This is a genomic window from Cytophaga sp. FL35, assembly GCF_014349235.1.
Lineage (GTDB): Bacteria > Bacteroidota > Bacteroidia > Flavobacteriales > Flavobacteriaceae > Euzebyella.
This window is the reverse complement of the sequence record NZ_JACSOH010000029.1, coordinates 1-15653: the sequence shown is the minus strand read 5'-3', so window position 1 is coordinate 15653 and position 15653 is coordinate 1. Positions and strand designations below refer to the sequence as shown.

Annotated in this window: 13 protein-coding genes; 12 read left to right on the top strand and 1 reads right to left on the bottom strand. The window is 38.3% G+C overall.

Annotation, left to right across the window (positions count from 1 at the left end):
* The 12 genes from BIZ36_RS17730 to BIZ36_RS17675 all read left to right on the top strand — a co-directional run bounded on the left by BIZ36_RS17730 (nt 1) and on the right by BIZ36_RS17675 (nt 14196).
* On the top strand, nt 1-1392 hold the full coding sequence (locus BIZ36_RS17730; protein WP_502709171.1) for a helicase C-terminal domain-containing protein: 1392 nt from the start codon (nt 1-3) through the stop codon (nt 1390-1392).
* A 648-nt stretch (nt 1393-2040) separates the two neighbouring features.
* Nucleotides 2041-2652, top strand: a complete 612-nt coding sequence (locus tag BIZ36_RS17725) for a recombinase family protein (protein WP_187459234.1) — start codon at nt 2041-2043, stop codon at nt 2650-2652.
* Between the two features lie 132 nt (nt 2653-2784).
* Nucleotides 2785-4242: a class I SAM-dependent DNA methyltransferase gene (locus BIZ36_RS17720; RefSeq protein ID WP_187459233.1), complete on the top strand. Its 1458-nt coding sequence runs from the start codon at nt 2785-2787 to the stop codon at nt 4240-4242.
* Nucleotides 4239-5105, top strand: coding sequence for an ORF6N domain-containing protein (locus BIZ36_RS17715; protein ID WP_187459232.1), 867 nt, complete (start codon nt 4239-4241; stop codon nt 5103-5105). The genes BIZ36_RS17720 and BIZ36_RS17715 overlap by 4 nt, the downstream gene beginning before the upstream one ends.
* Nucleotides 5102-6265: a restriction endonuclease subunit S gene (locus tag BIZ36_RS17710; RefSeq protein ID WP_187459231.1), complete on the top strand. Its 1164-nt coding sequence runs from the start codon at nt 5102-5104 to the stop codon at nt 6263-6265. The genes BIZ36_RS17715 and BIZ36_RS17710 overlap by 4 nt, the downstream gene beginning before the upstream one ends.
* An 8-nt stretch (nt 6266-6273) precedes the next feature.
* Complete coding sequence (locus tag BIZ36_RS17705) at nt 6274-7257, top strand: virulence RhuM family protein/type II toxin-antitoxin system death-on-curing family toxin (RefSeq protein ID WP_187459230.1); 984 nt, start codon at nt 6274-6276, stop codon at nt 7255-7257.
* A complete protein-coding gene (gene hsdR, locus BIZ36_RS17700; protein WP_187459229.1) occupies nt 7254-9632 on the top strand; it encodes an EcoAI/FtnUII family type I restriction enzme subunit R in 2379 nt (792 codons plus the stop codon). The genes BIZ36_RS17705 and hsdR overlap by 4 nt, the downstream gene beginning before the upstream one ends.
* Nucleotides 9633-9907: 275 nt before the next feature.
* Nucleotides 9908-10867 (top strand): nucleotidyltransferase family protein, encoded by a 960-nt coding sequence (locus BIZ36_RS17695; protein ID WP_187459228.1) that lies wholly within the window; start codon nt 9908-9910, stop codon nt 10865-10867.
* 6 nt (nt 10868-10873) lie between these two features.
* Nucleotides 10874-12544 (top strand): ThiF family adenylyltransferase, encoded by a 1671-nt coding sequence (locus tag BIZ36_RS17690; RefSeq protein ID WP_187459227.1) that lies wholly within the window; start codon nt 10874-10876, stop codon nt 12542-12544.
* Nucleotides 12541-13005 carry a Mov34/MPN/PAD-1 family protein gene (locus BIZ36_RS17685; protein WP_187459226.1) on the top strand — a complete coding sequence of 155 codons (465 nt, stop codon included), beginning with the start codon at nt 12541-12543 and terminating at the stop codon, nt 13003-13005. The genes BIZ36_RS17690 and BIZ36_RS17685 overlap by 4 nt, the downstream gene beginning before the upstream one ends.
* Nucleotides 12998-13825 carry a DUF6602 domain-containing protein gene (locus BIZ36_RS17680; protein ID WP_187459225.1) on the top strand — a complete coding sequence of 276 codons (828 nt, stop codon included), beginning with the start codon at nt 12998-13000 and terminating at the stop codon, nt 13823-13825. Before BIZ36_RS17685 ends, BIZ36_RS17680 begins: the two co-directional genes overlap by 8 nt.
* Nucleotides 13826-13899: 74 nt before the next feature.
* A complete protein-coding gene (locus BIZ36_RS17675) occupies nt 13900-14196 on the top strand; it encodes a hypothetical protein (RefSeq protein ID WP_187459224.1) in 297 nt (98 codons plus the stop codon).
* A 203-nt stretch (nt 14197-14399) separates the two neighbouring features.
* On the opposite strand, the gene BIZ36_RS17670 is transcribed toward BIZ36_RS17675, so the two are convergent.
* Nucleotides 14400-15596, bottom strand: coding sequence for an IS256 family transposase (locus BIZ36_RS17670; protein ID WP_187459223.1), 1197 nt, complete (start codon nt 15594-15596; stop codon nt 14400-14402).
* Nucleotides 15597-15653 lie beyond the last annotated feature (57 nt).

Sequence of the window (15653 nt, the reverse complement as noted above, 5' to 3'; positions counted from 1 at the left end):
ATGAGGAACGCCTCCATTGACCCCAGGTTATTGAATCAGGAACTGGATGACCCCGGGCAGGCCAAGTTGCGCATTATAGCTTCCGAAATCCATAAAACCTATACCGAAACAAATGCTTTTAAGGGAACACAGGCGGTCTTTTCGGATTTGGGCGTACCCAAGGAGCATTTCAATATTTATGATGAGCTCAAGCGAATTCTTGTGGAAGAATATGCTATTCCCAAAGAGGAGGTCGTGTTCATCCATGATTTCAAGACCGACAGAAAACGGCTGGAATGCTTTAAAAAAGTCAACGACGGCTCCTACAGGGTAATTATAGGCTCCACCGAAAAATTGGGGACGGGCACCAACATCCAGCAACGTTTGGTGCGGATACATCATGTGGATATTCCTTATCGGCCAACGGACATCGACCAGCGCAACGGTAGGGGAATCCGTAAGGGCAACCTTGGTGCCAAGCAACATTTTGGGAACAAAGTAATCGTATCTTTCTACATTGTCGAGAACTGTACCGATGCCCTGATGCTCAACAACGTCAACATCAAAAAGAATTTCATCGAACAATTGACCAATGGTACGATACTATTCAACAAACTGGATATGGGGCCGGTCAACGACGAGGGTTCCATCGACTACAAGACCCTCTTGGCCGTAGCCAAGAACGACCCGCTGTATCTGGAAAAGGAAGAATTGGGCAAGCAGCTGGAAGAGCTCAAACTCGAACGTTCCATTTTTAAGAAGAACCGCTTGGAGGCCGAGAACAATATCAATTTCTATGAAAACGAATTGCTGAAAACGGGTAAAAATATTGACAATCTTCAAAGGGATATTCCCTTGTGGGAATCCGTTTCCGATAAGAAAGTGTATTTTTCAATGGTATCCGGGGCATTGAAATTGGACAACAGGTCAGAAACACTTATCATTGGAAAGGCGCTCCAACACCTTCTGGAATCCAAGAGAAAAAAGGTAGGCGAGCATACCATGGTCTCCCTCCTGGATGCCGAATTGCGGCTCAGGGTCCTCGATGCCGAGGAACATCGTTTGTTTGTGAAGACCCCGAACGCCAGCTACAGTTATGGTTCGCAGAAAATCGTGGCCAATCCCCTTAGCATTGGGGAGTATATGCACAATGCCTTGGCCAAGATACCCAAGACCCTCAGAACACAGACCGAATTGAAAGATGATTATTCCAAGGCAATACGGGCCAATAAAAAAGTATTGGAACTGGAATTCGACAAATTGGAGCAGTTGGAACAAATGGAACGACGGTTGGAAGAGATCAATACTTCCCTAGAAGACAAATACGATGTGGAACCGGAAGAAAAAGAAAAAGAATCCAACGCGAAGGCATCCGCCCAAGAAGCATCCCGTCCCCAAAACATTTCTTTATGAGTTTCTGGGCGTTGGCCGGGCTATCCGATATATCGCCCTTGCAAACCTCAAGGTTTCGTAAGCCCAAAAAGAGCTCCGTTGTCGCCTTTTTGGTCAACGAAACCTAACGGCCCGCTGCGCTGGATGCCGCTGCTATCCCTAATGCTAGCGCCCGATAGGGCGCTGTTTATGGAAAGGGAGAAAAAAAGAAAAGGGTGAGTTTATCAAACATTCTAAGATTCCTTTTGAAGTAAACGATATTAGAGGTTCTGTATTAAACGGTCATAAAAAGAGAAGAGCTTCTTTTCAAAGTTTGACTAAAGAATTGCTATATACACATAAGATGCCACACGTATAGCTCTGAAGACTGTCCTGTAGATTTGTTTTGGTATAAAGCAAATTTATGTCGGGGGATAAATGACTAAGTATCCATTGGTATATGGGAAGAGAATAGAAAAAAAAAAAGAGTTGCTTTTTAAAATTTAGCGAATTAATTATCATATATCTATTGGATAACATTTCAAAGGGTATAGGTTATGTCCATCAAGGCAGCTTTTAACCACCGTTTTATTGAACTTTTGAAGATAAGCGAAAACGTTATTATCATAAAGTTTAAAGTTCCGTATAAATAAAATAGTTTAATTATTTACCTTTAAATAAACTTTAAAGATGGTTTTTGGATACGCAAGGGTAAGTACCGCAGAACAGAATCTTAATCTTCAGATTGATGCTCTGCTTAAAGAAGGGATTAAGGAAAAGAACATTTTTACCGATAAGGTTTCCAGTTCAAGGGAAGAACGCAAAAGTTTGTCAAGGTTATTAAACTTTGTTAGGGAGGGTGATACAATAGTTGTTTGGAAACTCGACAGACTGGCCAGAAGTTTGATCCACTTTACGAAACTGATGAACGAGCTCGATCAAAAGGGGGTGAAGTTCAAGAGTATTACCGAACCGTTTATAGATACGACCGAAAGGTCTTCCCATTCGGAGTTCATCATCAACCTTTTTGCATCCCTTGCACAACTTGAGAGGGATATCATCATCGAACGGACCAAAGCAGGTTTGCAGTCCGCAAGGAGAAGGGGAAAGGTTTTAGGAGCGCCTAAGGGAATCAGTGAAAAGAATAAGCAAAAGGCTGTTCTTTGTGAGGAATATTTTAAAGAAGGAAGATTGACTGTTACGGAAATATGCGAGCGGTTAAAAATTTCTAGGGCGACCTACTATAAATATTTAAGGCATCGGGGGCTTGATGCTCAATTAAGGCCTTATAATAACAAATGATATTAAGTTTTATTTATTTATTTTAGGCCGCAATAATTAGTACGGTTCATCCGCTAGACTAAAAATGCCTCCCCCATTTATTTTTAGCCCATCAGAGATTAAGGCTAAATTTTCAATAAAATTATTTTCCAAATGAGTTTTGAACAGACTTTTAAAAACATAGATGACCTGCTCTACAAAGATTCAGGAGCGGACAGCGAATTAGATTACATAGGACAAACCTCTTGGGTGATGTTCTTACGCTACTTGGACGAATTAGAACAAGACAAAGCAGACGAAGCAGAACTACGTGGAGAAGATTACAACTTCATTTTAGATGAAGAATACCGTTGGCCAAATTGGGCAATGCCTAAAGGTGCAGACGGAAAACTTGACCACCACAAAGCGATGACAGGACCAGATTTGGTTCAGTTTGTGGACTACAAGTTGTTTCCATATTTGGCTGATTTCAAACAAAATGCGGACAATCCAAAAACCATTGAATACAAGATTGGAGAAATCTTCTCTGAACTGAAAAACAAAATCCAAAGTGGGTACAACCTACGTGAGATTTTAGAATATGCAGACGAATTGCCTTTTCGTGCTTCAACTGACAAACACGAACTGAGTCATTTGTACGAAAGCAAGATTAAAAACATGGGGAATGCAGGTCGTAATGGTGGACAATACTACACACCACGACCGCTTATTCGTGCCATGATTAATGTCATTGATCCACAAATTGGAGAAAAAATCTATGATGGTGCCGCAGGTTCTTGTGGTTTCTTGTGCGAAGCCTACGACTATTTGTACGAGCGTATGGAGAAAACCACAGATAATCTTAAAACGCTACAAGAAGAAACACTCTTTGGAAAAGAGAAAAAGAACTTGGCCTATGTGATTGGCATTATGAACATGATTCTGCACGGCATTGAAGCACCTAACCTCATTCACATTAATACATTGGGTGAGAACATACGAGACATTCAAGAGAAAAACCGTTACCATGTTATACTTGCCAATCCACCATTTGGCGGAAAAGAACGCAAAGAAGTACAACAAAACTTTGACATTAAAACAGGAGAAACCGCCTCCCTCTTTCTACAGCACTTTATCAAAAGTTTAAAGACAGGTGGACGAGCCGCCATTGTTATTAAAAACACCTTTTTGAGCAATGCCGATAATGCTTCTGTGTCTTTGCGTAAGCACTTGTTAGAAAGTTGTAACCTGCATACCATTCTCGATATGCCAGCAGGCACATTTACAGGTGCAGGGGTTAAAACAGTAGTCTTGTTTTTCCAAAAAGGCGAACCCACCAAAAATATATGGTACTACCAATTGGATGCCGGCAGAAGTTTAGGAAAAACCAATCCTTTAAACGATGCCGATATGGAAGAGTTTATCGCTTTCGCGAAAACCAAACAGGAATCAGAGAAGAGTTGGAATGTATCTGTGTCTGAGGTTCTCGAAGACACCTTAGATTTATCACCCAAAAATCCCAATACACCCGCAGAAGCACCGTTGCGAAGCCCAGAAGAAATTTTGGAGGAAATGCAAAGTTTGGATGAGGAGACAAGTTCTATTTTAAACCAAATTAAAGAGTTGATATGAGCAATTTAATTTTGATAGAAAATAGAATCTTTACATTTCGGGATGAACCTGTAATGATAGACCGAGATTTGGCAGAAATGTACCAAGTAGAAACCAAAGTACTCAATCAGGCTGTTAAGCGAAATTTAGAACGGTTTCCACAAGCCTTTAGATTTCAACTAAGCGATAATGAAAAAAATGAACTGGTCACAAATTGTGACCGGTTTGAAAAACTGAAACATTCATCTAATAATCCTTACGCCTTTACCGAGCAAGGTGTTGCTATGCTTTCTGCCGTATTGCGTAGCCAAGTAGCCATACAAGTAAGCATACAGATAATGAATGCTTTTGTGCAAATGCGTAAGACAATTGGCAATAACCTTACACTTTTGCAATTATCTCAAGATTTCAAGCAACATAAACTAGAAACGGATAGCAAATTTGAGCAAGTGTTTCAAGCCCTGGAAGCACCCGAAATAGAACACCACCAAGGCGTTTTTTTTGACGGGCAAACCTATGATGCTTATGATTTTGTAAGCCGATTGATTAAAAATGCCAAACAGCAAATCATAGTAATAGACAACTACCTAGACGATAGCGTGATTACCCAATTAACCAAAAAGAAAAAAGACGTAGACGTTCTGTTATTGAGTAAAACCATTAGCAAAAAGATGCAACTAGACATAGCAAAAGCCAGTAGCCAATACCCCACATTTAAGGCAGTACCTTTTACAAAAGCCCACGACCGCTTTTTAATACTTGACCAAAAAGAAGTGTACCATATAGGAGCCAGCCTTAAAGATTTGGGCAAAAAATGGTTTGCTTTTTCTAAGTTAGAAACGGCTTCTGTTACTATTCTGAACCAAATTAAAGAGTTGATATGAGCGAAGGTTGGGCAATGAAACAATGGTCTGAAGTATTGGAAATTCGAAGTGGTCGTAACCAAAAAGAAGTTTTAAATCCAAATGGTAAATATCCTATTCTTGGAAGTGCAGGGAAAGTTATGGGATATGCTGATGATTATATTTGTGAAGAAGGGACAACAATTATTGGGAGAAAAGGAACAATCAACTCACCTCTTTTTATAACTAAAAAATTTTGGAACGTTGATACCGCATTTGGTCTTCATGCAAAAGAAGGTTTAGACAAAAACTATCTTCACTACTTCTGTCTGTCTTTTGATTTTACTGAAATGGATAGAGGTTCAGGAAGACCAAGTTTAGTTAAGTCAGATTTATTGAAAATCCCAATCCCAATCCCACCACTTCCCGAACAAAAACAAATCGTAGCGATACTCGATAAAGCCTTTGCAGCCATAGACCAAGCCCGAGCCAATATTGAGAAAAATATAGAAAATGCGAAAGAGTTGTTTCAATCTAAGCTCAATGAAATTTTTAGCCAACTTGCCCTGAGCGGAGTCGAAGGGAAAGGTGATGGTTGGGAGGAGAAAACTTTAGGTGAGGTTTGCGAGATTATAATGGGGCAAAGCCCTAAAGGAACTTCTTATAATTCAGAGGGCATTGGAACACCACTTATAAATGGTCCTGTTGAATTTGGCGCTGAACCTTTCTCAAAAACGGTTATGAGCAAATGGACAACTCAACCTACAAAACTTTGTGAAGAAGGTGATTTAATCCTATGTGTAAGAGGTTCTACAACCGGCAGAATAAATATTGCAGGATTTCAAGCATGTATTGGCCGAGGAGTTGCAGCAATCAGAAATGTGAAAAGCCAAAAATGGATTAATTTTTTCATAAGATGTAATCAACAAACTATATATGATTTGGGTACAGGCTCAACATTTCCGAATGTTTCAAGTAAAATATTGGCTAACCTTAAAATCATTCAACCTAAATCCATAACTACCCAGAATGAATTTGTTGACTTAATGGAAGAATTAGATGCAAATCAAAGTAAAATGAAATCCCACTACCAACAAAAACTCACCAACTTAGAAGACCTTAAAAAATCCATATTACAAAAAGCCTTTTCGGGTGCGTTGACAAAAGAAGCAACTGTCTCAAAATATGCGACAGTTCAATAAGTGAAAATATGGGCGAAGTAGTTATATACAAATCCGACAACAATCAAATTGAAGTTTCGGTTCAGCTAGACAAAGAAACCGTATGGCTCAATCAAGAACAACTTACCCAACTTTTTAATAGAGATAGAACGGTTATTGGTAGGCATATTCGCAATATTTTTAAGGAAGGAGAATTAGTGGAAGATTTGGTTAGTGCAAATTTTGCACATACCACTCAACACGGGGCCATAGAAGGAAAAACCCAAACAAAAAGCACAAAATATTACAATCTAGATGTCATAATATCCGTTGGCTATCGGGTAAAATCCCATCAAGGCACACAGTTTCGTATTTGGGCAAACCGTGTTCTAAAAGAGTTTTTGGTTAAAGGTTACGCAATTAATGAAAAAAGACTACAACAAAAAGAGCAAGAAGTAAAATTGCTAAAAGATGGCATTCATATATTAACAAGAGCGGCTACGCTAGCTATTGAAGAAAAAGCTTCTGAAAATGCCATCTTAGAAATCTTTGCCAAAGGTTTGAGCCTTTTGGATGATTATGACCATGAGCAATTAGATATTAGAGGATCAACAAAACGAGATGCCAATTACCCTAGTTTAAAAGACTACCAGACTATTATTAAAGCAATGCTAACGGAATTTAGTAGTGGTGTATTTGGTAAAGAAAAAGACAACAGTTTTGAAAGTGCTGTTAAGCAAATAGAAAAAGGATTTGGTAATCAAGACTTTTATCCAACGCTAGAAGAAAAGGCAGCGACCCTGTTATATTTGATCGTAAAAAATCACGCTTTTGTAGATGGCAACAAGCGTATAGCGGCAGCTTGCTTTTTAAAGTTTTTGGAGCAAAACAATATGCTCTATACTACAGCAGAACGCCTTATCATAAATAACGATACCCTGGCTAGTTTAACCCTTTTTATAGCTTCTAGTAAACCAGAAGAAATGGAAACGGTAAAGAGATTGGTCATAAGTGTTTTAAACCGTAATAGATGAATGAGGAACAGACCAAATATGACTTAATAGAACCAGCACTTAGGGATGCAGGGTGGGGCACGGTCGGAGACAGCAGGATATTTAAAGAATTCCCGATTACAAAGGGACGCTTAATTGGCCAAAATAGGAGAGCGAAGCCTTTAAAAGCTGATTATGTGTTACACTATAAGAATAGGCGTATAGGTATTATAGAAGCCAAGAAAAGAGATGAGTATTATACCCAAGGGTTGGGGCAAGCAAAGGATTATGCAGAGCGTTTAAACATTAGGTTTACTTATTGTACAAATGGCTTGCAAACCTATGGAGTTGATATGCAAGAAGGTACAGAAGGAGATGTTGCCAAATATCCCACGCCAGATGAACTTTGGGAAATGACCTATCCAAAACCCAAAGAAGATTACAAAATTGAAATTGCCAATTGGAAAGAACGTTTGTTCGCTATCCCATTTGAAGATAGAGGTGGCACTTGGCAACCTAGGTATTATCAGCAAAATGCGATTGCTAAAGTATTGGAAGCGATTGCATCTAAGAAGAACAGAATTTTACTCACGTTGGCTACGGGAACCGGGAAGACAGCTATAGCCTTCCAAATAACTTGGAAGTTATTTCATGCCAAATGGAATCTGAGGCGAGATGGTTCTAGAAGCCCAAGAATATTGTTTTTGGCAGACCGTAATATTTTAGCAGACCAAGCTTTTAATTCGTTCAATGCGTTTGATGAAGATGCATTGGTACGCATACGACCTTCGGAAATTAAAAAGAAAGGTCGCATTCCTAAAAACGGAAGTATCTTTTTTACCATTTTCCAAACCTTTATGAGCGGTCCAAATGACTCGCCATACTTTGGAGAATATCCAGCAGATTTTTTTGATTTCATAGTCATTGACGAGTGCCACAGAGGCGGGGCATCTGACGAAAGTTCTTGGCGAGCCATAATGGACTACTTCTCACCTGCTGTTCAACTCGGTTTGACGGCAACACCAAAACGGGATGTAAACGGAGATACTTACGACTATTTTGGCGACCCAGTTTACAGCTACAAATTAAAAGACGGTATCAATGATGGTTTCTTAACGCCATTTAAAGTCAAAGAAATTGACACCACTATTGATGATTACACTTACACTTCGGATGATGAAGTGGAAGGCGAAATTGAAGAAGGACGAGAATATACAGAAGCCGATTTCAATAGAATTATTGAAATTAAAGCGAGAGAAGAATATCGAGTAAAACTCTTTATGGATTTGATAAATCAAAATCAAAAAACCTTGGTTTTCTGTTCTACCCAAATTCATGCAGCAGCTGTTAGGGATTTAATCAATCAGTATGCTACAAGCAGGAATTCAAACTACTGCCACAGAGTTACCGCCGATGATGGAAAAGTTGGAGAGCAACATTTACGAGACTTTCAAGACAATGAGAAGAGTATTCCAACCATTCTAACGACTTCTCAAAAATTGAGTACGGGCGTAGATGCACCTGAAATCAGAAACATTGTTTTAATGCGCCCTGTAAACTCAATGGTGGAGTTCAAACAAATAGTTGGTAGAGGAACTCGCCTTTTTGATGGAAAAGACTATTTCACAATTTTTGATTTTGTAGATGCGCACAATCATTTCCAAGACCCTGAATGGGATGGTGAACCATTAGAGCCTGAACCACCAACAAGTGGAGGAACACCGAGACCCTGTAACATTTGCGGAGAAAGACCATGTAATTGTGAAAGACCTGAACCTGAACCTTGTCCTGAATGCGGCAACATTCCTTGTGTTTGTGTAACACCACCTAGGCAAATGATTAAGGTTAAATTGTCGGACAAAAAAGTACTTGAAATTGATTCCATGATTAAAACGTCTTTTTGGAACCCGTCAGGTAAACCAATTTCGTCAGCAGAATTTATCGAACAACTATTTGGTGATTTACCAGAATTATTTAGGGACGAAAGTCAGTTAATAAATCTATGGAGTTTGCCAAGCACAAGAAAAAAACTACTGACAGAACTAAGTGACAAAGGATACACCAATACACAACTGGAAGATTTAAGGCGAATTGTTCATGGAGAAGACAGTGATTTATTCGATGTTTTAAATTATGTAGCTTATCATAAAGACCTTGTTCCTAGATTGGAACGTGCAACAAGAGCAAAAGTACAGTTGAACGATTATCATGAGAAACAACAAGAGTTCTTAAATTTTGTGTTGGAGCAGTATGTTAAAGAAGGAGTAAATGAGCTGGATATAGACAAACTATCACCCTTGCTTTTACTTAAATACAATGCTATTGCCGATGCTAAAAGAGAATTAGGAGATATAAAGTCAATAAGAGAAACCTTTATAAGGTTTCAAAGATTATTATACACGGATAGAGTAGGTTAACGCAAGATTTAACATTAATAAACTCATTAGAAAATTTATAAATAAAGGAAATAAAACTAGTTAAAATTAATATGGGATTTTCAACTAATAAATCTCGTCTTCGCAGTTGTATTATTAAATTCTATGGTTTTACTAAATGTGTTCTTTTGAATAGATTATTAAAAGGAAAAATGGTAAAAAGTGACATTCTGTCAAATTAATGGGGTTTCCTACAAATCGCGTGAGATTAATAAATGTTGGCCTTGTTTTTGTGTTAATTTTTTTAAAATTTATATATGGCTTTCAACAAAACAGATTACTTAAACGATGTGTTGGAAACGCACAGAATGTCCAAAATCGAGGATTTGGTAGGCAAATTCAAAGTAAAAAGGGATAATGTAAAATCTGCATTATCCGAACATTATGGCGATAAAATTTACTACCCCTTTGATTCAGGTTCCTTTAAAAAACATACTGCCATCAACATTAAGTTTGATTTAGATGTAGTAGCCCCATTTAAAAGGAATTCTTTTGAAACTCTTGAAGTAATGTTCGATGATTTATTTGATTTCCTATCAGACAAATATAATGATGAAGCCTATGTGAGAAAGCAAAAAGTTTCAATAGGAATTGAATTTAGTGAAGATGAGGATGGAGATGTGATAAGTCTCGATATAGTTCCCGGGAGGGAATTAAATCAAGACCAATATGTTGACGACAAAAATCTTAACTTATATGTGTATTCAAAGTACGGCCTATTTGACAAAAGCACCTATATACAAACCAACATACATTCTCAATTAGAGCATATTAGAGCGAAAAAAGAAGAGCGGAAAATAATTAGGTTGTTAAAAATTTGGAAAAACAGAAATCACGAAAGCTACAAATCGTTTTTGCTTGAATTATTCACTATTAAGGCCTTTGCGAAAGAGAAAATCACCGGTAATCTTTGGGAAAAGCTTAAAACGGTAATGGTATACATTCAGGATAACGTTGAAGATAAGGGTTTCAAGCTTTTTGATCCAGGCAATTCAAATAACGACGTATTGGATACTTTAGAGAGATGGGAAAGGAGTAACCTCGCAAGTAGAATGGGAATAATAGTTGAGAGGGTTGATGAAAATGCGGAGAATTTAAAAAACTATTTCCCAATAAATGAAAAATTTGAGGATAATGATTCAGCCGGCTCTAGCTACGGAATCAAAGGTTCTTCTGTTGCAGCCTCAATACCGCCAACCAATCAGCGTTTTGGTTAAATGTCGTTGGATATAAAAGAAATTCGAAAATTTATTGACAAAATATCCTTTGTCAAAAATATCTATTGCCTCAGTAAGAATGATATTTCGGTTAGTGGTAAATTTCAAATTGATTTTGATAGTTTGCCGGCACCTCTTGACTTTGAGATTTCTATTGCCAATCATTACCCGTTAAGGAGTTACGATGCCGAGTCTATCAAATTTGTAAATAAGCAATTAAGACATTATAGACATGTGATGGGTGATGGCACAGTTTGCATCCATACCACACACAATCGCAACCTGGAGCAGAAATTGCTCATCGATTTTACTTCTTTAAAAAAGTGGATTGAAAAATACTATATAAACAATGATCAGGATGAACACTATGAGCATATAATTGTACCGGAGAATACTATAGACAATGTTTACTATTCATTTAGTTTCACTGAGGTCGACAACGTTTTTATTGCCGGAGATTTCGGTAGTGTAGAAATATCAATACTAAGTGATGGCGTCTACAAGGAAAAGATTGTCCATAATTATTTTGTTCAGCATTTTATGCCACAAGGTGGCGGCAAGTGTAGTTGTAAATGGAGCAATCAATATTTAGGTTCTCCAAAAGTAAACACAGGTCTATACTATTTTATTGAAAAACCACCGGCAGAATTAGAGAGATTTATTTTCCAAGATTGGGACAGTTTTTATGATATTTTCACAGATGATTTCTTAGTTTTTCTTCACCAATTTGAAAAAAACAACCTTAAAGAGTTTAGAAACCGTAAAACCCCATTATTTCTCGGATATAAGACTATACAAAGCGAAATTCACTGGCAGGTAGCCCTTATCGAAATCGGTAAATTTCCAATTCACGGCGTACCTATAAAAATCCAAGGTAGAAAAACTGGAAAATGGAAAAGTGAACTTACAAGCGGAAGTATTAAATGGGCTATTTCAAGAAATGCTTCTTACAAATATTTTTTTGGTAGAGGCTCCTTGACCAAGAAGATTACTGAGAAGAAAATTCTGATAGTAGGCATAGGTGCCATTGGAAGCATGGTCGCGACAACATTGGTAAGAGGTGGGTGCAAAAACTTAGATTTTGCTGATTTCGATGTTAAAGAATATGAAAATGTCTGTCGTTCAGAATATTTTTTCAATTTAGGCATGAATGATAAAGTTGACGAGCTCAAGAGAATTGTTACTGCGATTTCCCCATTTGTTGAAATTGCTACAATTAATAAAGATTACTTCCAAAACATCATCAAATCATTTTACGATGATAAAGAATACAAAAATATTTTTGTTACTCAGCTAGACAAGTATGATATAATATTTGATTGCACGACTGACGATGACTTGATGTATATTCTAGACAATTTAAGTCTAGAAAGTACCTTAATCAATTTATCGACAACAAACAAAGGGAAAGAGCTTGTATGCGGCATTTATCCAAACATATATCGTTTTGTAAAAACTCAGTATAATGATATTTTAGAAAATGGTTTTGATGATCTCTATAACCCTACCGGTTGTTGGAGCCCAACTTTTAAAGCCTCTTATTTGGATATAAACTTTATGGCACAATATGCTATAAAACACATCAATCGAGTATTGGGTGAAGAGAAAAAATTGAATAATTTCATTATAAAATCAGGAGCTACAGATTCATTCGGGCCAAGTTTAATTGAGTTTTGAAAATAATAAAATCACATAATGACCTAAAACTGATATTTGATGAAAATCTCTTAGCTGAAATTGGCCGTATTGGGATTGAACATTATCCAAATGAGTTCGGTGGTTTTCTTATCGGCAATTACTCTCAGGACTTCAAAACTTTGTATTTAAACCATATTATTCTACCGAAAAAATTTGTAGGATATCCCTACAAATTTGACCGGAGTATAGACGGGTTAGAAAATGTGTTTGAAAGGCTATTTAATAAAAAAGGACTATACTATATTGGCGAATGGCATACTCATCCAAACGGGTCAACAAAGTATAGTCAGACTGATTATAATGCAATGGTAGCTATTGCCGAACATAAGACCGTCAGTATAACTAACCCTATCCTTTTAATCTTAAGTGTAACTGCTAATAAACTTAAAGGATATACATTTTATGTTTATGACAATAAAAAACTTCTAACCTATGAATAAAATAGACCTTAAATACTTGTTTGAGGGTTTGCAAAATCAGATGATTTCACAACTTAGCACCAATAGGAAATTTATAACTCATGCTGGTTCTAAGGGTGATTCATTAGAAAACGCATGGATTGAGTGGCTTAGAAAATACCTTCCCAACCGATATAGTGTAGACAAAGCTATCGTAATTGATTTTAAAGGAAATACCAGTCAGCAAATAGATATTGTCATTTATGATAATTGGTTTACTCCCTTCATTTTTTCTCAAAATGGTTTTCATTATATCCCGGCTGAAGGGGTCTATGCTGTTTTCGAAGTTAAACCAGATATTTCTGGTCGTTCTGAAGGTATAACCAATGTCCAATACGCCGCGGAGAAAATAGAAAGTGTCCGGAAACTTAAAAGAACTACCACTAGTATAATAAGTGTCGGACAAAAACAAAAACCAAGGGGCTTGACAAAAATAGTAGGGGGAATATTGACTTCAACAAAATCTGGATCAAGGAATAACAATGAGACTTTAAAAAAACATTTAACAGGTCAAAAAGGCTTGAAAGGCATTGATTTTGGATGTGTAGCTGACTACGGTAGTTTTTTTGTCGATTATGTTGGAGGGGAAAATCAAGATATAACAGATATTGAAAAACGATATAAAGATTATTACTTAAAGAGAAAAGTCAAGAATATTAATTTCAGTAAAGTTGAAAATTCTTTGGTGTCCTTCTTTCTTCAATTGACAAGATACTTGCAACAATCCATAGGCACAGTAGCTGCTATTGACTTGCAAGCATACTCGAACTCCATAAATGAAGAAATTGATAAGGAGCTTTAATTTTGAATAACTATGTTGAACATCCTTCTAATTCTGAGTAACAAAAGTCTATTTTAAAAGGTCAAAAAAGAATCATGCATCTATATAATAGCCAAGGAGATGAAATCGCTTATCAGGTTAATGATAGGCTTTACAATTTAAATGGAGACAACATCGGATTCTTTTTGGAAAACATGAATTTCTTCATAGGCCTTAATGGTTTTTATTTAGGCGAAATTGTTATAAACAATAGACTAATGTTCAGAAGTGATAATCCTTATTTAGAAATTGACTATGGGGATAGAGGAGAAACCGGAAATATTGGTGATTTAGGAAAAATAGGTAATATTGGAGGAATTGGACCGGTTCCAGGTTTTAGAGATATTCGCTAAAGTTCAAAAAAAGGATGGGTGATTGCTTCCCTATTTGCTCTAAAGCAACCTTACAGTAGAGTTGAAATTGACAATCATAATTAGTTCCGTAAAACCTCAATTAACGATACTACTAAAAAGAACGGGAAATGGAACTGGTGATAAATTTTTGAGACACTATCCCAATAAGTGTGTAATTTAAAAATAACGGGGGTTTGACTTTATTATAGTCTGACCCTTTTTTCATAGATCGTTAGGAACTGGTTTAAAATGATGCCCCAGTTCCTAATGGGCATGGACCACTTTTTGGTGGCCTCCCTTGTGGCCAAATATACGGATTTCATCACCGCATCGTCAGTTGGGAAGGAGAGTTTGTTCTTGGTGTACTTACGTATCTTCCCGTTCAGGTTCTCGATAAGGTTGGTGGTATAGATGATCTTTCGTATCTCCACTGGGAACTCGTAGAACACGGTAAGGTCCTCCCAGTTGTCCCTCCAGCTCCTTATCGCATAGGAATACTTGCCCTCCCATTTTTTGGCGAAGTCCTCCAGGGCGGCCTTTGCGGCCTTCTCGTTGGGTGCATTGTAGATGCCCTTCATGTCCGCGGTGAAGGCCTTCTTGTCCTTCCATACCACGTAGCGGCAGGCATTGCGTATCTGGTGCACCACGCATATCTGGGTCCTGGACTCGGGGAAGACGTTTTTGATGGTGTCCGTGAACCCGTTCAGGTTGTCGGTGGCGGTGATCAGGATGTCCTGGGTGCCGCGGGCCTTCATGTCGGTGAGCACCGACATCCAGAAGGCCGCCGACTCGTTCTTGCCCAGCCATAGGCCCAGCACTTCCTTCTTTCCGTCCCTGCGCAGGCCCACGGCCACGTACACGGTCTTGTTGATCACCTTGGAGGATTCCCTGACCTTGAAGACGATGCCGTCCATCCATACGATCAGATAGACCGGTTCCAGAGGGCGGTTCTGCCATGCAACAATGTCGTCCGCCACTTTTTCGGTGATCCTTGATATGGTCGAAGTTGATACCTCAAAGCCGTAGGCCTCCCGTATCTGCTCCTCTATGTCACTGACCGACATGCCCTTGGCGTACAGGGATACGATGATGTTCTCGATACCGTCCACCATGTTGCCCCGTTTGGGGACGACCATGGGGTTGAAACTGGCATCCCTGTCCCTGGGGACGGATATCTCGGACTCCCCGAAGGAGGTCCTCACTTTCTTTTTGGAGTGTCCGTTGCGATTATTGGCATTGGACGAGCGCTGGTGCCTCTCGTAATCCAGATGGCCGTCCAGTTCCCCTTCCAGCATCTTCTCGATGCCGCGTTTCTGGAGCTCCTTCAAAAAACCGTTGAGCTCGTCTCCCGATTTGAACTGCTTCAGGAAATCGTCGTTGAACAATTCTTCTTTCTTCATAATGTGCAAATATTTAAAATTAGACAAAAAATTAGCGGGGGCATGCCCCCGCTAATT